The 23,779-nt window shown below is 46.8% G+C and carries 11 protein-coding genes, 3 tRNA genes and 6 rRNA genes; 5 read left to right on the top strand and 15 right to left on the bottom strand.

Annotated elements, in window-relative coordinates; genetic code table 11:
• Window positions 1-307: 307 nt before the first annotated feature.
• Genes hemC through AB8613_RS09110 form a run of 4 tightly spaced genes read left to right on the top strand, consistent with a single transcriptional unit; the run spans window position 308 to window position 4,404 of the window.
• On the top strand, window positions 308-1,246 hold the full coding sequence (gene hemC / locus AB8613_RS09125; protein WP_019825210.1) for a hydroxymethylbilane synthase: 939 nt from the start codon (window positions 308-310) through the stop codon (window positions 1,244-1,246).
• Between the two features lie 2 nt (window positions 1,247-1,248).
• Window positions 1,249-1,977, top strand: a complete 729-nt coding sequence (locus AB8613_RS09120; protein WP_132982608.1) for a uroporphyrinogen-III synthase — start codon at window positions 1,249-1,251, stop codon at window positions 1,975-1,977.
• Window positions 1,978-1,996: 19 nt separating this feature from the next.
• Complete coding sequence (locus AB8613_RS09115) at window positions 1,997-3,223, top strand: uroporphyrinogen-III C-methyltransferase (RefSeq protein ID WP_285954872.1); 1,227 nt, start codon at window positions 1,997-1,999, stop codon at window positions 3,221-3,223.
• Window positions 3,223-4,404 (top strand): heme biosynthesis protein HemY, encoded by a 1,182-nt coding sequence (locus AB8613_RS09110; RefSeq protein WP_372383747.1) that lies wholly within the window; start codon window positions 3,223-3,225, stop codon window positions 4,402-4,404. The genes AB8613_RS09115 and AB8613_RS09110 overlap by 1 nt, the downstream gene beginning before the upstream one ends.
• A 764-nt stretch (window positions 4,405-5,168) precedes the next feature.
• Here AB8613_RS09110 and AB8613_RS09105 read toward each other — a convergent pair.
• The 15 genes from AB8613_RS09105 to trxA form a co-directional block, all read right to left on the bottom strand.
• Window positions 5,169-5,245: transfer RNA gene (locus AB8613_RS09105), tRNA-Asp, on the bottom strand.
• 43 nt (window positions 5,246-5,288) lie between these two features.
• A 5S ribosomal RNA gene (rrf, locus tag AB8613_RS09100) occupies window positions 5,289-5,404 on the bottom strand.
• A gap of 113 nt (window positions 5,405-5,517) precedes the next feature.
• Window positions 5,518-8,411 (bottom strand): 23S ribosomal RNA (locus AB8613_RS09095).
• Between the two features lie 295 nt (window positions 8,412-8,706).
• Window positions 8,707-8,782 (bottom strand) — tRNA-Ala (locus AB8613_RS09090).
• A 14-nt stretch (window positions 8,783-8,796) separates the two neighbouring features.
• Window positions 8,797-8,873 (bottom strand) — tRNA-Ile (locus AB8613_RS09085).
• A gap of 67 nt (window positions 8,874-8,940) precedes the next feature.
• Window positions 8,941-10,494, bottom strand: a 16S ribosomal RNA gene (locus tag AB8613_RS09080).
• A gap of 392 nt (window positions 10,495-10,886) precedes the next feature.
• Window positions 10,887-11,002, bottom strand: a 5S ribosomal RNA gene (gene rrf / locus AB8613_RS09075).
• Between the two features lie 130 nt (window positions 11,003-11,132).
• A 23S ribosomal RNA gene (locus AB8613_RS09070) occupies window positions 11,133-14,026 on the bottom strand.
• Between the two features lie 348 nt (window positions 14,027-14,374).
• Window positions 14,375-15,929, bottom strand: a 16S ribosomal RNA gene (locus AB8613_RS09065).
• The 16S, 23S and 5S rRNA genes sit together here with 3 tRNA genes alongside, the layout of an rRNA operon.
• A 593-nt stretch (window positions 15,930-16,522) precedes the next feature.
• Complete coding sequence (gene fre / locus AB8613_RS09060) at window positions 16,523-17,236, bottom strand: NAD(P)H-flavin reductase (protein ID WP_146491413.1); 714 nt, start codon at window positions 17,234-17,236, stop codon at window positions 16,523-16,525.
• 20 nt (window positions 17,237-17,256) lie between these two features.
• Window positions 17,257-17,526, bottom strand: a complete 270-nt coding sequence (locus tag AB8613_RS09055; RefSeq protein ID WP_008224727.1) for a 2Fe-2S iron-sulfur cluster-binding protein — start codon at window positions 17,524-17,526, stop codon at window positions 17,257-17,259.
• Window positions 17,523-19,364 carry a 4-hydroxy-3-polyprenylbenzoate decarboxylase gene (ubiD, locus tag AB8613_RS09050; RefSeq protein WP_372383746.1) on the bottom strand — a complete coding sequence of 614 codons (1,842 nt, stop codon included), beginning with the start codon at window positions 19,362-19,364 and terminating at the stop codon, window positions 17,523-17,525. The genes AB8613_RS09055 and ubiD overlap by 4 nt, the downstream gene beginning before the upstream one ends.
• A 98-nt stretch (window positions 19,365-19,462) precedes the next feature.
• Window positions 19,463-20,458 (bottom strand): hypothetical protein, encoded by a 996-nt coding sequence (locus AB8613_RS09045; protein ID WP_372383745.1) that lies wholly within the window; start codon window positions 20,456-20,458, stop codon window positions 19,463-19,465.
• A gap of 111 nt (window positions 20,459-20,569) precedes the next feature.
• Window positions 20,570-21,829 carry a transcription termination factor Rho gene (gene rho / locus AB8613_RS09040; protein ID WP_017062978.1) on the bottom strand — a complete coding sequence of 420 codons (1,260 nt, stop codon included), beginning with the start codon at window positions 21,827-21,829 and terminating at the stop codon, window positions 20,570-20,572.
• Window positions 21,830-22,029: 200 nt separating this feature from the next.
• Window positions 22,030-22,356, bottom strand: coding sequence for a thioredoxin TrxA (trxA, locus tag AB8613_RS09035; RefSeq protein ID WP_010440700.1), 327 nt, complete (start codon window positions 22,354-22,356; stop codon window positions 22,030-22,032).
• Between the two features lie 111 nt (window positions 22,357-22,467).
• Between trxA and rhlB the strand changes: the two genes are divergently transcribed.
• A complete protein-coding gene (rhlB, locus tag AB8613_RS09030) occupies window positions 22,468-23,778 on the top strand; it encodes an ATP-dependent RNA helicase RhlB (protein ID WP_048610414.1) in 1,311 nt (436 codons plus the stop codon).
• The last annotated feature ends 1 nt before the right edge of the window (window position 23,779 follow it).

The raw sequence follows: 23,779 nt of genomic DNA, 5'->3' as shown, positions 1-23,779 counted from the left end.
TAGTTACTGAACGAAAGCAGCAACAAAACGTGATCAATTTAACACTTTTACCCTTAGTGGTAAAGCAAAGGAATCCGTCATACTGGTCAATTCCTTGATGACAGAAAGTTAAACTCACGGCGCCGTAGTGTCCTCTTTATTGACTATTTCTAATAATAGCCCATGTTTCAAATGAGATACCAATCACACTATTTTGGTGAACTAATGAAAATCTCTCAGCTATCAAAGTATCGAATGATCAAACAGTAAGAATTCTCGCCTCATAATGGTAGGATTAGGCTATTACAGAACCTATATCGGAACCACCATGACAAATTCAGCACCAATCCGTATCGCGACCAGAAAAAGCCCTCTTGCCCTTTGGCAGGCATACTTTGTAAGGGATGCACTGCAAGCTGCTCACCCTGGTTTAGAGGTTGAGTTGGTAACTATGGTGACCAAAGGTGACATCATCCTCGATACTCCGCTTGCTAAAGTTGGCGGTAAGGGCCTGTTCGTTAAAGAACTTGAAGTAGCAATGCTAGAAGGTCGTGCTGACCTAGCAGTTCACTCAATGAAAGATGTCCCAGTAGACTTCCCAGAAGGTCTAGGTCTGGTGACGATTTGTGAACGTGAAGATCCTCGTGATGCTTTCGTTTCAAATACCTACAACAATATCGACGAGCTACCACAAGGTGCCGTCGTGGGTACATGCAGCCTGCGTCGTCAGTGTCAATTACTTGAGTCTCGCCCTGACTTAATCATCAAAGAGCTGCGCGGCAACGTTGGTACTCGTCTAGGTAAACTCGATGATGGTCAATACGATGCGATCGTACTGGCTGCTGCTGGCCTTAAGCGTTTAGAGCTAGAAGAGCGTATTCGCAGCTTCATCGAACCAGAACAGTCTCTACCAGCTGTAGGCCAAGGCGCTGTTGGTATTGAGTGCCGTCTAGATGATGAACGTCTAATCAAGCTTCTTGAGCCGCTGAATCATAAAGACACGGCTGATCGTGTACTTTGCGAGCGAGCAATGAACCTTACTCTAGAAGGTGGTTGCCAGGTGCCTATCGGTAGCTATTCACTATTAGATGGCAACAACATCTGGCTACGTGCATTAGTTGGTGAACCGGATGGTTCGAAGATGGTTCGTGGTGAGATCTCTGGTCCTCGTAAAGACGCAGAAGCGCTTGGCGTGACTCTAGCAAATCAATTGCTGGATGATGGTGCAAGAGAAATCCTAACCAAACTCTACGCTGACCAAGAATAACCATGACTGTGTTGGTGACTCGCCCCGGTTCAGAGGGGCAATCGCTTTGCCAACAACTAGCGGATGAAGGAATTCAAGCAATCCATCATCCGCTGATTCGTATCGTTGATAATCCAAACTCTTCGGATTTAAGCACCCAGCTTAATAACAGCGATATCATTATTGCAGTCAGTCACCACGCCGTGACCGCTGCTCAAAACATCCTTTCGAAAACCTCATCCATTTGGCCCACTTCGCCGCTTTATCTTGGCGTTGGTCAAAAAACTGCGCACGTTTTAAGCAAAGTCTGTAAACAAAAAGTAAACTACCCTCAAGTTAGTGATAGTGAACATCTTCTTAAACTTACTGAACTTAATGGCGTAGAAAATAAGTCCGTTTTGATACTACGTGGTAATGGTGGGCGTGAGCTCATTAGAGATTCCCTACTCAATCGAGGTGCACAAGTCTCTTATTGTGAGACCTACCGTAGAGAATATATTCCCATTAGCGACCACAATACCTATCAAACATGGATAAACAAAAAAGCGTCCAAAGTTGTCATCACTAGTCAGGAACAATTGGAGTATCTCTGCTCAATTACCCCTGATGAGTATTTGGCTTGGCTGTCAACAAGACATCTATTTGTCCCAAGCCAGCGCATTGTAGAACGAGCACAACAACTCGGTTTCTCGAACGTGACCAATACTCACAGTGCTACGAACCAAATATTACTGGCTGCTCTCCGGCCCTAGCTAGAAACAGGAAATAAGCATGACAAGCAAAAAAAATAATGAGCATATTGAACCTGAAAAGAAACAAGACACTCAGCCAGTTGTTGTTGAAAGCGAAAAAGCTGACTCTACAGAGACAAAACAATCTGAACAGAAGCTCGATGCCTCTGTCTCAAATACCGCTAATAATGAACAGCCTCAAGCTGAGCATAAAGAGCAAATAGAGAAAGCAGAAAAGCAAGGTAAGCGCGGTGTCAAGCTAGGTGCTATTGCGATCGCTATTTCTATTATTTTCAGTGGCGGTATCGCATTTCAAATGCAGCAAAAGAGTGCTGAGTACTCAGCTCAAATCGCCACTCTTCAAGCGCAACTTCAGAATACCCAATCTGCAGTAAATAAAGACCTGCAAACCATCAAGCAAGAGACTATCCAAGAAGCGTCGCACGCGGTGGAGAAAACTCAGGTAGTACAGTCTCAACAGCAAAAGAGCATTCAAAGCCTACAGTTAGCAGTGGCTGACGTTAAAGGTCGCCGCCCGAATGACTGGTTACTTGCCGAAGCCGATTACCTTGTGAAACTAGCAGGACGTAAACTGTTTCTAGAGCATGATGCCGTTAGCGCAACTAAGTTAATGGAAAGTGCCGATCAACGTATCGCAGCACTGAACGACCCTAGCTTAGTGTCACTGCGTCAATCAATGACCAATGACATTACCAAGCTTCGCACTATTCCTCTGATCGACCGTGATGGCTTAGTTCTACGCATCACAAGTCTTCAGCAGCAAGTCGATTCGCTGCCACTTGCCAATGCTATTCTTCCAGAAGCCGCAATTGTTGAGAAAAAAGCAGTATCGCAAGATATTAATGATTGGCAAAATAACCTGATGACGTCGATGAAAGACTTCTCAGAAAACTTCATCACATTCCGCAGTCGTGATGGCGAAGTTATCCCTCTACTTTCTCCTGAGCAACACTTCTACCTGCGTGAAAACATCAAAGGTAAATTAGAGACCGCTATTCGCGCCGTCTACAAAGAGCAAGGTGAACTCTATAGTGTAGCTCTTAATACCGCTAGCGAGTGGTCGAAAGCGTACCTAAACCAAGATAACAACTCAGTGATTGAATTTGAGAAAGCGATTAAACAGTTAAGTGAACAGAACATCTCTGTGAAATACCCTGTAAAGCTTGAGTCTCAGAATGAGTTATCAGATGTGATACGTGAGCGCCTACGACGTGAAGTCACCGTTATGACCACGGAGGAAAAATAATGATTCGTTGGATTTTTCTTTTTCTCGTTCTCGGTGCTGGGTTAATTGTTGGTACTCAGTTCTCTGGTCAACAAGGCTACGTTCTGATCTCAATTGCCAATAAGACCATTGAGATGAGCGTGACAACACTGGTTATCTTTGTTATTGCTCTTCTAGCTGCTCTGTTCGGCTTAGAGTACTTGTTTAAAAAGCTTATGTACGCAAGCTCGACAACTTGGAACTGGTTCAGTGTTCGTAAACTGAAACGCTCTCGTCGTTATACCAATGAAGGCATCATCAAACTTCTTGAAGGTGACTGGAAAGGCGCAGAGAAGAAGGTAACTCGTTGGGCTAACCACCACGACATGCCGCTGCTTTGTTATTTAGTCGCTTCTCAAGCGGCACACGAACAAGGGAATACGGGTGAACGTGACAAATACATCGAGCTCGCTAGCCAGCAAGACAACTCATTACTTGCCGTTGAGCTAACCAAGGCTAAACAACAGATCAGTGAATCGAACTACGAAGCGGCTTTCGATACACTTTCAACATTGAAAGGTTCGTACCCGAATAACACTGCTGTACTTGGCCTGCTAAAAGCCACTTACATGCAGCTTAAGTTGTGGCAGCCATTGTTAGAGCTAACGCCTAAGCTAGCTAAGAACAAGCTTCTTACAGCTGAAGAGCAAGTTGAGTTGGAGCAGAAAGCACAATGTGGCTTACTTCACGATGTGGCACAGCAGCAAGGTAGCGAAGGTTTAATCAGCCATTGGAACAAGCTTTCCAGAAAGCAGAAACAAAGCTCTCATCTTGTTTCCTGTTTTGTGAAACAACTGATCGCTCGTAAAGCTGATTCAGAAGCCTTCACAGTGATTAAAGAGAACATCGCGAAGAATAGTTCAAATGAACTCTATATGTTGCTTCCTGAGCTAAACCTTGCTGATCACCACCCAGTCGTCGTAATGCTAGAACGCGCTATCAGTAAAGATGGTAGCAATGCTGAAGCACACAGCGCATTGGCTCAGTTCTACCTCAGAGAACAGAAGTGGGCAGAAGCACAAAGTCACTTTGAAAAAGCACTGGCACTTCGTTCAAACGTTTCAGACTACGGATACTTGTCTGATGCACTGGAGAAACAGAACCTAACCAAAGCAGCCCATGAAGTTTCTCGTAAAGCGCTCGCTCTAGTTCAACCCGCTTAACTCGAAGCAACTCAAACGAAGCCGATGCCTAGCATCGGCTTTTTTATATCTGTTGTTTATCCCCAGATAACCTCAACGATACTTATAAACCATATTCTATCGAGCCCTTACTCGCCTTCCCCACCAAACCAAGTGTATTAAAGTAACTATGAAATTGTGCGTTAGGGCCTCCCAAACACACATAGAACTACTTTAATTGTGTCTGTATGTAGTTTACGATTTTTATAAACAAGCTCTTAGAAGAGATTCAAGAGGAATCATAGAGAAAAGTGACACCTTTAAGCCCAAGAGTAAATGGAGATCACCTTGAGAAAAGGCGTTTAAAGATATTTACCCGCAGACAGATGCCCACTTAAAGTCACGCTGAATTAACAAAATAGCCATCAATAGTCCAACTATAAACCGTTATAACCGAGGCTTCACGTAACGGCCCTGTAGATTCATTCATGAAGTAAAAGGGATAAAGCAAGAGTTACAGACCAACAAAACCTTGTTATTAAAAACGAAGCATCTTTATCAGCCAGTTAAAATTAATAGGAAGTAAAGATCTCGGAGACAGATAATAAAACTCAGATATCGGAAACGACGAAAGCCTAGTCGTCAAACTAGGGTTTCTAATACGTAATGAAGGGAGTAGCGAGAACGCTAAACGCAGGGTCGCCAATTGAGGACTAAACCTTTGTGGGACTGATTCTGCTAGAGAAAAACACTTTTCTTCAAATGTAAAAAAGCCCTGCTATTGCTAGCAGGGCTTTTCTAATAAGTGGCGGAGTGGACGGGACTCGAACCCGCGACCCCCGGCGTGACAGGCCGGTATTCTAACCAACTGAACTACCACTCCGCAGTGGAAGACTTGTCGTCGCTGACAAGTGTTCAAATTTAAAGCCTGGCGATGTCCTACTCTCACATGGGGAAGCCCCACACTACCATCGGCGCTATTGTGTTTCACTTCTGAGTTCGGCATGGAATCAGGTGGGTCCACAATGCTATGGTCGCCAAGCAAATTTTAAAATTCGGAAAACTGCTTCTCTATTTAATAGAGCTATAAAAGTTATTTCTCTTCAAACTCATTCAAGGTCTGTCTTTGAGTCCACAAAACCCCTTGGGTGTTGTATGGTTAAGCCTCACGGGCAATTAGTACAGGTTAGCTCAATGCCTCGCAGCACTTACACACCCTGCCTATCAACGTCGTAGTCTACGACAACCCTTTAGGACACTTATAGTGCCAGGGAAAACTCATCTCAAGGCTCGCTTCCCGCTTAGATGCTTTCAGCGGTTATCGATTCCGAACTTAGCTACCGGGCAATGCCATTGGCATGACAACCCGAACACCAGAGGTTCGTCCACTCCGGTCCTCTCGTACTAGGAGCAGCCCCTTTCAATTTTCCAACGCCCACGGCAGATAGGGACCGAACTGTCTCACGACGTTCTAAACCCAGCTCGCGTACCACTTTAAATGGCGAACAGCCATACCCTTGGGACCGACTTCAGCCCCAGGATGTGATGAGCCGACATCGAGGTGCCAAACACCGCCGTCGATATGAACTCTTGGGCGGTATCAGCCTGTTATCCCCGGAGTACCTTTTATCCGTTGAGCGATGGCCCTTCCATTCAGAACCACCGGATCACTATGACCTGCTTTCGCACCTGCTCGAATTGTCATTCTCGCAGTCAAGCGGGCTTATGCCATTGCACTAACCACACGATGTCCAACCGTGTTTAGCCCACCTTCGTGCTCCTCCGTTACTCTTTGGGAGGAGACCGCCCCAGTCAAACTACCCACCAGGCACTGTCCGTAATCCCGATTCAGGGACCAACGTTAGAACATCAAAACTACAAGGGTGGTATTTCAAGGACGACTCCACCACATCTAGCGACGCGGTTTCATAGTCTCCCACCTATCCTACACATGTAGGTTCAATGTTCAGTGCCAAGCTGTAGTAAAGGTTCACGGGGTCTTTCCGTCTAGCCGCGGGTACACTGCATCTTCACAGCGATTTCAATTTCACTGAGTCTCGGGTGGAGACAGCGTGGCCATCATTACGCCATTCGTGCAGGTCGGAACTTACCCGACAAGGAATTTCGCTACCTTAGGACCGTTATAGTTACGGCCGCCGTTTACCGGGGCTTCGATCAAGAGCTTCGACCGAAGTCTAACCCCATCAATTAACCTTCCGGCACCGGGCAGGCGTCACACCGTATACGTCATCTTACGATTTTGCACAGTGCTGTGTTTTTAATAAACAGTTGCAGCCACCTGGTATCTGCGACTCTCGTCTGCTCCATCCGCAAGGGACTTCACTGATAAGAGCGTACCTTCTCCCGAAGTTACGGTACCATTTTGCCTAGTTCCTTCACCCGAGTTCTCTCAAGCGCCTTGGTATTCTCTACCCGACCACCTGTGTCGGTTTGGGGTACGATTCCTTACAATCTGAAGCTTAGAGGCTTTTCCTGGAAGCATGGCATCAATGACTTCACTACCGTAGTAGCTCGACATCGTATCTCAGCGTTAGTAGCGGTCCGGATTTACCTAAACCACCCGCCTACGTACTTGAACCTGGACAACCGTCGCCAGGCCCACCTAGCCTTCTCCGTCCCCCCATCGCAATTGTAAGAAGTACGGGAATATTAACCCGTTTCCCATCGACTACGCCTTTCGGCCTCGCCTTAGGAGTCGACTTACCCTGCCCCGATTAACGTTGGACAGGAACCCTTGGTCTTCCGGCGAGGGAGTTTTTCACTCCCTTTATCGTTACTCATGTCAGCATTCGCACTTCTGATACCTCCAGCAGCCCTTACAGACCACCTTCAACGGCTTACAGAACGCTCCCCTACCCCACGCACCCTAAGGTACGTAGCCGCAGCTTCGGTGTATAGCTTAGCCCCGTTACATCTTCCGCGCAGGCCGACTCGACCAGTGAGCTATTACGCTTTCTTTAAATGATGGCTGCTTCTAAGCCAACATCCTGGCTGTCTGAGCCTTCCCACATCGTTTCCCACTTAGCTATACTTTGGGACCTTAGCTGGCGGTCTGGGTTGTTTCCCTCTCCACGACGGACGTTAGCACCCGCCGTGTGTCTCCCGGATAGTACTTACTGGTATTCGGAGTTTGCAAAGGGTTGGTAAGTCGGGATGACCCCCTAGCCTTAACAGTGCTCTACCCCCAGTAGTATTCGTCCGAGGCGCTACCTAAATAGCTTTCGGGGAGAACCAGCTATCTCCAGGTTTGATTGGCCTTTCACCCCTAGCCACAAGTCATCCGCTAATTTTTCAACATTAGTCGGTTCGGTCCTCCAGTTGATGTTACTCAACCTTCAACCTGCCCATGGCTAGATCACCTGGTTTCGGGTCTAATCCTAGCAACTGTACGCCCAGTTAAGACTCGGTTTCCCTACGGCTCCCCTAAACGGTTAACCTTGCTACTAAAATTAAGTCGCTGACCCATTATACAAAAGGTACGCAGTCACACCACGAAGGTGCTCCTACTGCTTGTACGTACACGGTTTCAGGTTCTATTTCACTCCCCTCACAGGGGTTCTTTTCGCCTTTCCCTCACGGTACTGGTTCACTATCGGTCAGTCAGTAGTATTTAGCCTTGGAGGATGGTCCCCCCATATTCAGACAGGATATCACGTGTCCCGCCCTACTCGTTTTCACTGATGATGAGATGTCGATTACGGGGCTATCACCCTTTACTGCGGCACTTTCCAGAGCCTTCATCTGTCTCATTAAAAGCTTAAGGGCTAATCCAATTTCGCTCGCCGCTACTTTCGGAATCTCGGTTGATTTCTCTTCCTCGGGGTACTTAGATGTTTCAGTTCCCCCGGTTTGCCTCCTATTGCTATGTATTCACAACAGGATACTTACTTATGTAAGTGGGTTTCCCCATTCAGGAATCCCAGACTCAAAAGGTTATTACTACCTAATCTGGGCTTATCGCAAGTTATTACGCCTTTCATCGCCTCTGACTGCCAAGGCATCCACCGTGTACGCTTAGTCACTTAACCATACAACCCGAAAGGGTCTTGTGTATGGCAACTAACCAAGGTTTTTGGTTGTCATCAAGAAGGGTTAATTCTTGATAACTGTTTGCCGGACTCAATGTGATTCAAACAAGTTTGAATCGAATACAAGACACTTGAATGTGTTTGTTGTGTTTACCATAAAGGTAAACATTGAGAACTTTTAAATTTGATTGAATTACTCGTAAGTAATCAATCAGTCAGCTTTCCAAATTGTTAAAGAGCTTGATTCAATAAATTGAACCATTTTTAAAGACTCTCTTAAGAGAATACTTAAAGATGGTGGAGCTATGCGGGATCGAACCGCAGACCTCCTGCGTGCAAGGCAGGCGCTCTCCCAGCTGAGCTATAGCCCCATCTAGGTCGATATTGGTGGGTCTGAGTGGACTTGAACCACCGACCTCCCGCTTATCAGGCGAGCGCTCTAACCAGCTGAGCTACAGACCCAATATCGTCTCTTAACTTTTCTAAACCTAATCAATCTGTGTGGACACTTATCGTGAATATCTTCGTATAAGGAGGTGATCCAGCCCCAGGTTCCCCTAGGGCTACCTTGTTACGACTTCACCCCAGTCATGAACCACAAAGTGGTGAGCGTCCTCCCCGAAAGGTTAAACTACCCACTTCTTTTGCAGCCCACTCCCATGGTGTGACGGGCGGTGTGTACAAGGCCCGGGAACGTATTCACCGTAGCATTCTGATCTACGATTACTAGCGATTCCGACTTCATGGAGTCGAGTTGCAGACTCCAATCCGGACTACGACGCACTTTTTGGGATTCGCTCACTATCGCTAGCTTGCTGCCCTCTGTATGCGCCATTGTAGCACGTGTGTAGCCCTACTCGTAAGGGCCATGATGACTTGACGTCGTCCCCACCTTCCTCCGGTTTATCACCGGCAGTCTCCCTGGAGTTCCCGACATTACTCGCTGGCAAACAAGGATAAGGGTTGCGCTCGTTGCGGGACTTAACCCAACATTTCACAACACGAGCTGACGACAGCCATGCAGCACCTGTCTCAGAGCTCCCGAAGGCACACCTGCGTCTCCGCTGGCTTCTCTGGATGTCAAGAGTAGGTAAGGTTCTTCGCGTTGCATCGAATTAAACCACATGCTCCACCGCTTGTGCGGGCCCCCGTCAATTCATTTGAGTTTTAATCTTGCGACCGTACTCCCCAGGCGGTCTACTTAACGCGTTAGCTCCGAAAGCCACGGCTCAAGGCCACAACCTCCAAGTAGACATCGTTTACGGCGTGGACTACCAGGGTATCTAATCCTGTTTGCTCCCCACGCTTTCGCATCTGAGTGTCAGTATCTGTCCAGGGGGCCGCCTTCGCCACTGGTATTCCTTCAGATCTCTACGCATTTCACCGCTACACCTGAAATTCTACCCCCTCTACAGTACTCTAGTTCACCAGTTTCAAATGCAGTTCCGAGGTTGAGCCCCGGGCTTTCACATCTGACTTAATGAACCACCTGCATGCGCTTTACGCCCAGTAATTCCGATTAACGCTCGCACCCTCCGTATTACCGCGGCTGCTGGCACGGAGTTAGCCGGTGCTTCTTCTGTTGCTAACGTCAAGAGATAACGCTATTAACGCTACCCCCTTCCTCACAACTGAAAGTACTTTACAACCCGAAGGCCTTCTTCATACACGCGGCATGGCTGCATCAGGCTTTCGCCCATTGTGCAATATTCCCCACTGCTGCCTCCCGTAGGAGTCTGGACCGTGTCTCAGTTCCAGTGTGGCTGATCATCCTCTCAGACCAGCTAGGGATCGTCGCCTTGGTGAGCCATTACCTCACCAACTAGCTAATCCCACCTAGGCATATCTTGACGCGAGAGGCCCGAAGGTCCCCCTCTTTGGCCCGTAGGCATTATGCGGTATTAGCCATCGTTTCCAATGGTTATCCCCCACATCAAGGCAATTTCCTAGGCATTACTCACCCGTCCGCCGCTCGACGCCCATTAACGCACCCGAAGGATTGTTAGTGTCGTTTCCGCTCGACTTGCATGTGTTAGGCCTGCCGCCAGCGTTCAATCTGAGCCATGATCAAACTCTTCAATTTAAGATTTTGTGACTCAACGAATACTGACTTCAAAACTAATATTCATTCGAAAATGAACATGTAATTCTAAAGCTATTACCATTCCAACAGAATGATAATGAATTGACTGTGCCAAATAACCGAAGTTATTTGTATTGTTCACTCAGTTCATTGAAATCAATTTTGATTCCGAAGAATCTGTTTTATCTAACGATAAAACGTTTTGATATTCATCAACGAGTGCCCACACAGATTGATAGGTTTAAATTGTTAAAGAGCTTTGCTTTCAGTGCCTTAGCACTTAAGCAGGACGCGTATAATACGCTTTCTACTTTGAAAGTCAACATAAAATACTAAGAAAACTTAGAACTCTATGGTGACTTGTCTACTTTGTAGACAAAGTCGAAATTAAAGCCTGGCGATGTCCTACTCTCACATGGGGAAGCCCCACACTACCATCGGCGCTATTGTGTTTCACTTCTGAGTTCGGCATGGAATCAGGTGGGTCCACAATGCTATGGTCGCCAAGCAAATTTTGCTTTTACTTTCAGCTTTTTAAAAACTGAAGGCAAAATAATCTGGAAAGCTTATCTAAAAGTTATTCTCTTCAAACTCATTCAAGGTCTGTCTTTGAGTCCACAAAACCCCTTGGGTGTTGTATGGTTAAGCCTCACGGGCAATTAGTACAGGTTAGCTCAATGCCTCGCAGCACTTACACACCCTGCCTATCAACGTCGTAGTCTACGACAACCCTTTAGGACACTTATAGTGCCAGGGAAAACTCATCTCAAGGCTCGCTTCCCGCTTAGATGCTTTCAGCGGTTATCGATTCCGAACTTAGCTACCGGGCAATGCCATTGGCATGACAACCCGAACACCAGAGGTTCGTCCACTCCGGTCCTCTCGTACTAGGAGCAGCCCCTTTCAATTTTCCAACGCCCACGGCAGATAGGGACCGAACTGTCTCACGACGTTCTAAACCCAGCTCGCGTACCACTTTAAATGGCGAACAGCCATACCCTTGGGACCGACTTCAGCCCCAGGATGTGATGAGCCGACATCGAGGTGCCAAACACCGCCGTCGATATGAACTCTTGGGCGGTATCAGCCTGTTATCCCCGGAGTACCTTTTATCCGTTGAGCGATGGCCCTTCCATTCAGAACCACCGGATCACTATGACCTGCTTTCGCACCTGCTCGAATTGTCATTCTCGCAGTCAAGCGGGCTTATGCCATTGCACTAACCACACGATGTCCAACCGTGTTTAGCCCACCTTCGTGCTCCTCCGTTACTCTTTGGGAGGAGACCGCCCCAGTCAAACTACCCACCAGGCACTGTCCGTAATCCCGATTCAGGGACCAACGTTAGAACATCAAAACTACAAGGGTGGTATTTCAAGGACGACTCCACCACATCTAGCGACGCGGTTTCATAGTCTCCCACCTATCCTACACATGTAGGTTCAATGTTCAGTGCCAAGCTGTAGTAAAGGTTCACGGGGTCTTTCCGTCTAGCCGCGGGTACACTGCATCTTCACAGCGATTTCAATTTCACTGAGTCTCGGGTGGAGACAGCGTGGCCATCATTACGCCATTCGTGCAGGTCGGAACTTACCCGACAAGGAATTTCGCTACCTTAGGACCGTTATAGTTACGGCCGCCGTTTACCGGGGCTTCGATCAAGAGCTTCGACCGAAGTCTAACCCCATCAATTAACCTTCCGGCACCGGGCAGGCGTCACACCGTATACGTCATCTTACGATTTTGCACAGTGCTGTGTTTTTAATAAACAGTTGCAGCCACCTGGTATCTGCGACTCTCGTCTGCTCCATCCGCAAGGGACTTCACTGATAAGAGCGTACCTTCTCCCGAAGTTACGGTACCATTTTGCCTAGTTCCTTCACCCGAGTTCTCTCAAGCGCCTTGGTATTCTCTACCCGACCACCTGTGTCGGTTTGGGGTACGATTCCTTACAATCTGAAGCTTAGAGGCTTTTCCTGGAAGCATGGCATCAATGACTTCACTACCGTAGTAGCTCGACATCGTATCTCAGCGTTAGTAGCGGTCCGGATTTACCTAAACCACCCGCCTACGTACTTGAACCTGGACAACCGTCGCCAGGCCCACCTAGCCTTCTCCGTCCCCCCATCGCAATTGTAAGAAGTACGGGAATATTAACCCGTTTCCCATCGACTACGCCTTTCGGCCTCGCCTTAGGAGTCGACTTACCCTGCCCCGATTAACGTTGGACAGGAACCCTTGGTCTTCCGGCGAGGGAGTTTTTCACTCCCTTTATCGTTACTCATGTCAGCATTCGCACTTCTGATACCTCCAGCAGCCCTTACAGACCACCTTCAACGGCTTACAGAACGCTCCCCTACCCCACGCACCCTAAGGTACGTAGCCGCAGCTTCGGTGTATAGCTTAGCCCCGTTACATCTTCCGCGCAGGCCGACTCGACCAGTGAGCTATTACGCTTTCTTTAAATGATGGCTGCTTCTAAGCCAACATCCTGGCTGTCTGAGCCTTCCCACATCGTTTCCCACTTAGCTATACTTTGGGACCTTAGCTGGCGGTCTGGGTTGTTTCCCTCTCCACGACGGACGTTAGCACCCGCCGTGTGTCTCCCGGATAGTACTTACTGGTATTCGGAGTTTGCAAAGGGTTGGTAAGTCGGGATGACCCCCTAGCCTTAACAGTGCTCTACCCCCAGTAGTATTCGTCCGAGGCGCTACCTAAATAGCTTTCGGGGAGAACCAGCTATCTCCAGGTTTGATTGGCCTTTCACCCCTAGCCACAAGTCATCCGCTAATTTTTCAACATTAGTCGGTTCGGTCCTCCAGTTGATGTTACTCAACCTTCAACCTGCCCATGGCTAGATCACCTGGTTTCGGGTCTAATCCTAGCAACTGTACGCCCAGTTAAGACTCGGTTTCCCTACGGCTCCCCTAAACGGTTAACCTTGCTACTAAAATTAAGTCGCTGACCCATTATACAAAAGGTACGCAGTCACACCACGAAGGTGCTCCTACTGCTTGTACGTACACGGTTTCAGGTTCTATTTCACTCCCCTCACAGGGGTTCTTTTCGCCTTTCCCTCACGGTACTGGTTCACTATCGGTCAGTCAGTAGTATTTAGCCTTGGAGGATGGTCCCCCCATATTCAGACAGGATATCACGTGTCCCGCCCTACTCGTTTTCACTGATGATGAGATGTCGATTACGGGGCTATCACCCTTTACTGCGGCACTTTCCAGAGCCTTCATCTGTCTCATTAAAAGCTTAAGGGCTAATCCAATTTCGCTCGCCGCTACTTTCGGAATCTCGGTTGATTTCTCTTCCTCGGGGTACTTAGATGTTTCAGTTCCCCCGGTTTGCCTCCTATTGCTATGTATTCACAACAGGATACTTACTTATGTAAGTGGGTTTCCCCATTCAGGAATCCCAGACTCAAAAGGTTATTACTACCTAATCTGGGCTTATCGCAAGTTATTACGCCTTTCATCGCCTCTGACTGCCAAGGCATCCACCGTGTACGCTTAGTCACTTAACCATACAACCCGAAAGGGTCTTGTGTATGGCAACTAACCAAGGTTTTTGGTTGTCATCAAGAAGGGTTAATTCTTGATAACTGTTTGCCGGACTCAATGTGATTCAAACAAGTTTGAATCGAATACAAGACACTTGAATGTGTTTGTTGTGTTTACCATAAAGGTAAACATTGAGAACTTTTAAATTTGATTGAATTACTCGTAAGTAATCAATCAGTCAGCTTTCCAAATTGTTAAAGAGCATAAAGCAAAAAGCTTTAATCAATAACTTACGTTATTAATTAAAGCTCTGGCTTTAACTAAATCTAAACCATCAATCTGTGTGGACACTTATCGTGAATATCTTCGTATAAGGAGGTGATCCAGCCCCAGGTTCCCCTAGGGCTACCTTGTTACGACTTCACCCCAGTCATGAACCACAAAGTGGTGAGCGTCCTCCCCGAAAGGTTAAACTACCCACTTCTTTTGCAGCCCACTCCCATGGTGTGACGGGCGGTGTGTACAAGGCCCGGGAACGTATTCACCGTAGCATTCTGATCTACGATTACTAGCGATTCCGACTTCATGGAGTCGAGTTGCAGACTCCAATCCGGACTACGACGCACTTTTTGGGATTCGCTCACTATCGCTAGCTTGCTGCCCTCTGTATGCGCCATTGTAGCACGTGTGTAGCCCTACTCGTAAGGGCCATGATGACTTGACGTCGTCCCCACCTTCCTCCGGTTTATCACCGGCAGTCTCCCTGGAGTTCCCGACATTACTCGCTGGCAAACAAGGATAAGGGTTGCGCTCGTTGCGGGACTTAACCCAACATTTCACAACACGAGCTGACGACAGCCATGCAGCACCTGTCTCAGAGCTCCCGAAGGCACACCTGCGTCTCCGCTGGCTTCTCTGGATGTCAAGAGTAGGTAAGGTTCTTCGCGTTGCATCGAATTAAACCACATGCTCCACCGCTTGTGCGGGCCCCCGTCAATTCATTTGAGTTTTAATCTTGCGACCGTACTCCCCAGGCGGTCTACTTAACGCGTTAGCTCCGAAAGCCACGGCTCAAGGCCACAACCTCCAAGTAGACATCGTTTACGGCGTGGACTACCAGGGTATCTAATCCTGTTTGCTCCCCACGCTTTCGCATCTGAGTGTCAGTATCTGTCCAGGGGGCCGCCTTCGCCACTGGTATTCCTTCAGATCTCTACGCATTTCACCGCTACACCTGAAATTCTACCCCCCTCTACAGTACTCTAGTTCACCAGTTTCAAATGCAGTTCCGAGGTTGAGCCCCGGGCTTTCACATCTGACTTAATGAACCACCTGCATGCGCTTTACGCCCAGTAATTCCGATTAACGCTCGCACCCTCCGTATTACCGCGGCTGCTGGCACGGAGTTAGCCGGTGCTTCTTCTGTTGCTAACGTCAAGAGATAGCGCTATTAACGCTACCCCCTTCCTCACAACTGAAAGTACTTTACAACCCGAAGGCCTTCTTCATACACGCGGCATGGCTGCATCAGGCTTTCGCCCATTGTGCAATATTCCCCACTGCTGCCTCCCGTAGGAGTCTGGACCGTGTCTCAGTTCCAGTGTGGCTGATCATCCTCTCAGACCAGCTAGGGATCGTCGCCTTGGTGAGCCATTACCTCACCAACTAGCTAATCCCACCTAGGCATATCTTGACGCGAGAGGCCCGAAGGTCCCCCTCTTTGGCCCGTAGGCATTATGCGGTATTAGCCATCGTTTCCAATGGTTATCCCCCACATCAAGGCAATTTCCTAGGCATTACTCACCCGTCCGCCGCTCGACGCCCATTAACGCACCCGAAGGGTTGTTAGTGTCGTTTCCGCTCGACTTGCATGTGTTAGGCCTGCCGCCAGCGTTCAATCTGAGCCATGATCAAACTCTTCAATTTAAGATTTTGTGACTCAACGAATACTGACTTCAAAACTAATATTTACCGCTCTTTCGAAAAAGAACAGAAACATGTAATTCTAAAGCTATTATCATTCCAACAGAATGATAATGAATTGACTGTGCCAAATAACCCCTCTCTATAAAGAAAGTAATTATTTGTATTGGTCACTCAGTTCATTGAAATCAATTTTGATTCCGAAGAATCTGTTTTATCTAATGATAAAACGTTTTGATATTCATCAACGAGTGCCCACACAGATTGATAGGTTTAAATTGTTAAAGAGCTTAACTTCTTGAGCGTTCCTTTTAAGTAAGGGACCTCTCGAAGTGGACGGTCATTCTAGCGAATTAACATTCAGTGTCAAACACTTTTTGAAAATTAATTTTTTGTCGCTTTCCGTCTTACTGATTCTTGCTGAAGCCTTGTGGCGTCTGCCGTCTCAGTGGTGTCGCATTATAGGGAACCCTCTCAGCTTAGCAACTACTTTTTCATAAAAAATGAATAAATAAGGGTTAACTGCCTAATAGTTCACCTAAACGTAAAAAAGAGAGCATTTCTGCTCTCTTTTTGCTCAAAACCTAAGGGTATTGTTAGATAAATGCGTAAGCATCTGCGTACATATGGTCACGCTTTGCTTCTTTATTCTGAGTAAATAGGTCTCTTGCAGCGCCCGCCATTTCAAAACGACCTGCAATATAGATATCGAAATCAGCTAATGATTCGAAACTTTCCGTAATAGCCTCAAGCACATTACCAGTTTGACCGTGCCAAACTTCCGGTGCTTCTTCTACTACCGGTACAAAGTGCACATTGCTATGCTTTTCTGCAATGCCAACCAGCTCTTCTTTCGCATATAACTGGCACTCATCTTTTGCGCCCCAGTATAGGTAGATCTCTTTCGAGCTATTTTGCGCGATGCAGTGATCAAGAATAGAGCGCACGTAGCTGAAACCCGTGCCACCAGCAATAAGTAATAAAGGGCGATCGCTTTCTTCTTTGATCCAAGCATCTCCGTGTGGAGCATCAATAGCAATATCGCCATCTTCAGCTTGTGCCTTCTTCATCGCTTCAACTACTTCTAGTGCGTAAGCATTATGCTCGGCAGCACCAATATGTAGCTCAAGCTCACCTTCGTGCCGGCAAGGGCTACTTGCGATAGAGAATGGGCGCTTATCTTTCTCGCCCATTTCAACCATCAGGTACTGGCCCGCTTTAAAAGCGACCGGTGTTTCTGGGTGAAGTAGGATTTGGTAAGTATTACAAGCCAAAGGCTCGATAGACTTCACTTTACATTTAATAGTCATGTTCTTCCTCTTACTAACCCTTAATCGGCAAAGGTTAGAACTAAATTACTTTCTGCAAATGCTTGGCAAGCAAAAATCCAGCCTTGTTGCTGCTCTTTCTCTGTGAGCATGGGTTCAAGGTGGTAACTCACTTGCCCTTCTAATTTTTTGCACATACACATTGCGCATGCGCCAACTTGGCAACGGTTTGGGAAATAGATATCGCTGTTGAGCGCAGCATCCAAGACCGTTTGCCCTTTTTCTACTGTGAAACTGATGTTTTCTGGGTATAAGACTACTTGGTAGCTCATGAAATTCCTAGCTGTTCCCAGATGCTATCAATCTTTTTCACAACATCAGGATCTTTTGTGATTGGTACACCCCACTCACGCAAGCATTCACCTTCCCACTTATTGGTCGCATCGAGGCCCATTTTTGAGTGTCCAGTTTCATTCTGTAGGAATAACGTATCTCTGGCCGGATCCATTCTTGTCGTTACCGCCCAAATGATGTCATTCCAACCACTCACATTGACATCGCCGTCACACACGATAACAAACTTGTTCTCATCAAATTGAGACCAAACCGCTTCCATGATTTTCTTGCCATTACCGGCTGCTTGCTTATCAATACACACCACAATCATGCTGGCATTGTCGTTTTGCAGGTGAATATCAATAATTTCAGGGTGAGCCTTGGTTAGCTCAGCCAAGCTACCCTCTATATATTCACTATTTACAGGTGCTGCTTGGACATCTGGCGATAGCGCTAACTCTGCGTCCCACTTCTTAGTGATATCTAGGCCCATCTTAGAACCTAACCCAACCACGGGTGAGGCAAAATCCAATGAATCGATCGGCGTGTTCTCTATCATCAGGCTATCGCGTGACGGATCCATATGTTCGCACATCGCTGCGGTTACTTGAGACCAATCGCGTGCATTCACATCTTCATCGCACACCAATACAAATTTGGTGTACATGAATTGGCGTAAGAAAGACCATACACCCATCATCACTCGCTTAGCGTGACCTGGGTATTGCTTCTTCATGGTCACTACTGCCATTCGGTACGAACAACCTTCAGGCGGTAGATAGAAATCTTCAATCTCTGGGAACTGCTTTTGAAGAATAGGAACAAACACTTCATTTAGCGCAACCCCCAATACCGCAGGCTCATCCGGTGGACGGCCAGTATAGGTGCTGTGATAGATCGGGTTCTCGCGCATGGTTACATGAGTAATAGTAAACACATGGTGCTTTTCTTTCTCGTTGTAGTAACCAGTATGGTCTCCGTAAGGCCCTTCATCCGCAAATTCATTCGGGTCGATGTAACCTTCCATCACGATTTCCGCACTTGCAGGAACCTCTAAGTCGTTGCTGATTGATTTAACGACCTCAGTTTTACTACCACGTAGTAAGCCTGCAAACGCGTACTCAGATAAAGTATCCGGCACTGGCGTAACCGCACCAAGAATGGTAGCTGGGTCAGCACCAAACGCTACCGATACCGGAAATGGTTTACCAGGGTTGGTTTCCATCCAATCGCGTAAATCCAGCGCTCCACCACGGTGGGCTAACCAACGCATGATGATTTTATTCTTACCGATTTTTTGCTGGCGATAGATGCCTAAGTTTTGGCGCTTCTTGTTTGGACCACGAGTAACCGTTAAACCCCATGTTAGTAATGGTGCGACATCGTCAGCCCAACAGCTCATCACCGGGATTTTATCTAAGTCGACGTCATCGCCTTGCCATACCACTTGTTGGCAAGCCGCTTTGCGAAGGCGTTTAGCCGGCATATTTAAGACTTGCTTAAATACAGGTAATTTATCAAGAGCGTCTTTAAAGCCTTTCGGTGGCTCAGGTTCTTTTAGGTAAGCAAGCAACTTGCCCACTTCACGTAGTTCTTTGACTTCCTGACGACCCATACCAATAGCAACACGGTTAGGTGTACCAAATAGGTTGGTCAAAACAGGCATGTTATAGCCTACTGGATTTTCAAACAAAAGAGCCGGGCCACCAGCACGTAGAGTACGGTCGCTAATCTCGGTCATTTCGTAGTCTGGATCGACTGGATGAGAAATGCGTTTCAACTGACCAATACTTTCAAGATGGTCGATAAAATCACGTAAATCTTTAAAACTCATAGGACTTCTACATGCTGATTATTCTGCACTCAGTATATCAAAAAGGGTGACGCTGAGATCCCCCTTTTTAGTGTGGTTATTGAGAGGCAAAATCCACTTTACGGTAATGCTTGCTCGATCAAAGAGCTCTTCACCTGAGGGTTATCATTGACGAGATCTTGCAACCATCGCGTATGACCTTGTTTGGCAAGTTCACGCGCGACTAAAGGCGCTTCATCGGCAATCGCCATCCTAGAGACAAGAAACTGCTTCACCTCTTCTGATAACGGGTTAACCTTGGTAAGCAAAGTAATCGCTTCATCTTTCAAACGCGGGTTTTTGGTCGCTGCCATCACCTGTTCAAGTGCGAACGTTTGTTTGGTTCCAGCAAGGCGCACTAGCTCAGCTTGGCTATGATAATCGGCCTTCATTCTCCATAGAATTTTGTAGACCTCTGGGTCTTCGCTCACTTGCGCTAATCGAACCACCACCTCAGTAGAAGGTAACCAACTAACAATAGAAGATGCAGTGAGCTGCTTAGTTAGGTAATCAACCGCTTCAGGAGACAAACTGCCTAACTCTCTGATGAGCAGCGCTTCTCGCGTTTGAACTTGATGTTCAGATCCAGATAACCACTCTTTTAGGTCGAGTTCCTGCTTCTCTGCATCTAGTACAAACACCAGTGTCTTCTGATCTTGACGCCACTGTTTGATGAGACGATTAGCTATTGAAGGATAATTAAAGGCAGGTACCGTAAACTCGTAGCCATCTCCACGCTCTAATACTTGATAAGTGGGCGTGATAGCGAGTTGCTGCTCGACGAAGATGGACATCTTAGGTGTGAGTACGGTTTTTTGCTGTTCGAGCTTCTTCAAGAGTTGGTAACGAGCCACCTCTTGTTGGGGAAATGTCAGGCGCTCAAGTGCAAAACGTAGCGAATTGACTTCGTCACGTACGACAAGCTCGAGTAGTTCAGCAGTTTTCAGTTTTACTTGATCATTCTCAAGCCAAGACTCTACTGTAAATGGAGACATCTCGGTGGCATAGCTCATACCAACCGGTGAAAATAACAGTGAAGTAGACAGGAGTAATGATGACAACAGTCCATGTTGCATTTTAACTTCCTTGTAACACTTTTGATCATTCTGCAAGCTGTCGCTACAAAATGCAAATAAAAAGCGCCACCCGAAGGCAGCGCTTATTAAATAACGATCAGCTAATCAAGATTACTGACGACGCATTGCGTCAAAGAACTCATCGTTCGTTTTGGTCATTGCTAGCTTATCGATAAGGAATTCCATTGCGTCGATTTCGCCCATTGGGTGAACAATCTTACGCAGAATCCACATCTTCTGTAGTTCATCGTTCTTCGTAAGAAGCTCTTCACGACGAGTACCAGAGCGGTTGAAATCAATCGCTGGGAATACGCGCTTTTCCGCAATCTTACGGTTAAGGTGCAGTTCCATGTTACCTGTGCCTTTGAATTCTTCGTAGATAACTTCATCCATCTTAGAACCAGTATCAACCAGTGCTGTTGCGATGATCGTTAAGCTACCGCCTTCTTCTACGTTACGTGCCGCACCGAAGAAACGCTTTGGACGATGTAGAGCATTCGCATCAACACCACCAGTAAGAACTTTACCTGATGAAGGAATCACAGTGTTGTAAGCACGAGCTAGACGAGTAATAGAATCCAGCAGGATAACCACGTCTTTCTTGTGTTCAACAAGGCGTTTCGCTTTCTCGATAACCATTTCTGCAACTTGTACGTGGCGAGATGCTGGCTCATCGAATGTTGAAGCAACTACTTCGCCTTTAACTAGACGCTGCATTTCAGTTACTTCTTCTGGACGCTCATCGATAAGTAGAACCATTAGTTCACATTCAGGATGGTTACGAGCAATGCTTTGGGCAATGTTTTGCAGAAGCATTGTCTTACCCGCTTTAGGCGGAGCAACAATCAGACCACGCTGACCTTTACCAATAGGAGATGCAAGGTCAAGAATACGGGCCGTAATATCTTCAGTCGCACCATTACCCGCTTCCATCACCATACGTTCGTTGGCGTGAAGAGGAGTAAGGTTTTCGAAAAGAATCTTGTTACGAGCGTTGTCTGGCTTGTCGTAGTTAACCGTGTTTACTTTAAGCAGTGCAAAGTAACGTTCGCCATCTTTAGGTGGACGGATTTTACCGCCAATAGAGTCACCAGTGCGAAGGTTAAAACGACGAATTTGGCTTGGAGATACGTAGATATCATCTGGGCCAGCCAGGTATGAACTGTCGGCGCTACGTAGGAAACCAAAACCGTCTTGAAGAATTTCTAGAACACCATCACCAAAGATGTCTTCACCACTTTTTGCATGCGCTTTAAGGATGGAGAAGATAATGTCTTGTTTTCTTAGGCGAGCTTGATTTTCAAGACCTAAGCTTTCGCTAAGTTTAACAAGCTCAGACACAGGTCTGTTCTTCAGTTCAGTAAGATTCATAGTGGTGGAAGTTTGTTTAGTCAAAATAGGATCTGTTTTCTTAAGTTAAGAAGGATTTGGTCACAGGATCGACCAAGAAGAGAAATTCGTTCAATTAACGTGCGATAAATTAGCACTAAAACTAAGACTAGTCCATAGCTTAGAAAAAACAAAACCGCGCATTTGTTAACTGCACGGTTTCTTTTCAAATGCTGACCCGATTAAAGGTTAGCGTCTAAGAACTCTTTAAGTTGAGTTTTAGACAATGCACCAACTTTAGTCGCTGCTACGCCACCATCTTTGAAAAGAAGTAGCGTTGGAATACCGCGAATACCAAATTTTGGTGGAGTACCAGCATTTTGGTCGATATTTAATTTACCGATTGTGAGCTTGCCTTCGTACTCGTCTGCGATTTCATCAAGAATCGGCGCAATCATTTTACATGGACCACACCATTCTGCCCAAAAATCAACAAGAACAGGGCCTGCAGCGTTGATTACATCGTTATCAAAACCGTCATCAGTTAGCTGCAAAATCTTATCACTCATCTTCCACTCCAATGTATTTTTTAGAACTGGTTGGATGATAACCAGTAAATAGATGCCCTATTGGAATGTATTTACTTTCGTATTGCAAGCTTAAGCTGATATTCTATAGCAATGAAAAAGACGCATATCACAGAGCAAAAGTTCGCCGACTTGGATTTACTTCCGCAAGTCATTGAAGGATTGGAGAAAAAAGGGTTCGATTATTGTACCCCTATTCAAGCCTTGGCGCTCCCGGTACTGCTCACCGGCCAAGACATTGCAGGCCAGGCCCAAACGGGTACTGGTAAAACGCTTGCGTTTCTTACTGCTACTTTTAACCACCTGCTAAAAACACCTGAGCATGAAGGGCGTAAGCCTAACCAGCCACGTGCGATTATTATGGCACCAACGCGTGAACTCGCGATTCAGATCTACAACGATGCTGACTCTCTGGTTGAAAGCACAGGTATCAAGGCAGCACTTGCTTACGGTGGCGAAAGCTACGACAAGCAACTAGGTAAGATCGAAGAAGGCGCAGATATCTTAATTGGTACGACTGGCCGCATCATCGATTTCTACAAGCAAAAGGTATTTAACCTTAACCACATTCAAGCCGTTGTTCTTGACGAAGCTGATCGCATGTTCGATCTTGGTTTCATCAAAGACATCCGCTTCTTATTTCGCCGTATGCCTGAGCCAAAAGATCGTCTGAACATGCTGTTCTCTGCGACATTGTCTTACCGCGTACAGGAGCTAGCGTTCGAACACATGCACAACCCAGAGCATGTTGTTGTTGAGCCAGAGCGTAAAACAGGTCACCGTATTCAGGAAGAGCTGTTCTACCCGTCAAACGAACACAAAATGGCACTTCTGCAGACGCTAGTTGAAGAAGAGTGGCCTGAACGCGCTATCATCTTCGCTAACACTAAGCACAAGTGTGAGTCTGTTTGGGGTCACCTAGCTGCAGATGGTCACCGTGTTGGCCTGCTAACTGGCGATGTTCCTCAAAAGAAACGTGAAAAGATTCTTGAGCAATTCACTAAAGGTGATGTTGACCTGCTTGTCGCAACCGACGTTGCAGCACGTGGCCTACACATTCCTCAAGTAACACACGTATTCAACTTCGATCTACCTGATGACTGTGAAGATTACGTTCACCGTATCGGCCGTACCGGTCGTGCTGGTGCAAGTGGTCACTCAATCAGCTTTGCTTGTGAAGATTACGCAATCAACTTGCCACCAATCGAAGAATACATTGAGCACGCTATCCCTGTGTCTGACTACGATGCTTCTGCACTGCTAGAAGATCTACCAGCACCATTGCGTTTACGCACACGTAACCCGCAACAACGCCGCTCAAATAACAATGGCCCACGCAACGGCAACCGTAAACCAAACCAGAACCGTCGCCCACGCCAACCGCGTCATAACAAGGAAGCTTAGT

This window comes from Vibrio sp. BS-M-Sm-2 (genome assembly GCF_041504345.1).
Lineage (GTDB): Bacteria > Pseudomonadota > Gammaproteobacteria > Enterobacterales > Vibrionaceae > Vibrio > Vibrio satsumensis.
Note: the sequence above shows the minus strand (reverse complement) of the source record. Positions and strands in the feature narration are given on the sequence as shown.

Coding starts and splice junctions, on each gene's coding strand:
- AB8613_RS09115 (WP_285954872.1), top strand. CDS start 1,997: ATGACAAGCAAAAAAAATAATGAGCATATTGAACCTGAAAAGAAACAA.
- fre (WP_146491413.1), bottom strand. CDS start 17,236: ATGACTATTAAATGTAAAGTGAAGTCTATCGAGCCTTTGGCTTGTAAT.
- trxA (WP_010440700.1), bottom strand. CDS start 22,356: ATGAGTGATAAGATTTTGCAGCTAACTGATGACGGTTTTGATAACGAT.
- rhlB (WP_048610414.1), top strand. CDS start 22,468: ATGAAAAAGACGCATATCACAGAGCAAAAGTTCGCCGACTTGGATTTA.
- ubiD (WP_372383746.1), bottom strand. CDS start 19,364: ATGAGTTTTAAAGATTTACGTGATTTTATCGACCATCTTGAAAGTATT.
- AB8613_RS09110 (WP_372383747.1), top strand. CDS start 3,223: ATGATTCGTTGGATTTTTCTTTTTCTCGTTCTCGGTGCTGGGTTAATT.
- AB8613_RS09120 (WP_132982608.1), top strand. CDS start 1,249: ATGACTGTGTTGGTGACTCGCCCCGGTTCAGAGGGGCAATCGCTTTGC.
- rho (WP_017062978.1), bottom strand. CDS start 21,829: ATGAATCTTACTGAACTGAAGAACAGACCTGTGTCTGAGCTTGTTAAA.
- AB8613_RS09055 (WP_008224727.1), bottom strand. CDS start 17,526: ATGAGCTACCAAGTAGTCTTATACCCAGAAAACATCAGTTTCACAGTA.
- AB8613_RS09045 (WP_372383745.1), bottom strand. CDS start 20,458: ATGCAACATGGACTGTTGTCATCATTACTCCTGTCTACTTCACTGTTA.
- hemC (WP_019825210.1), top strand. CDS start 308: ATGACAAATTCAGCACCAATCCGTATCGCGACCAGAAAAAGCCCTCTT.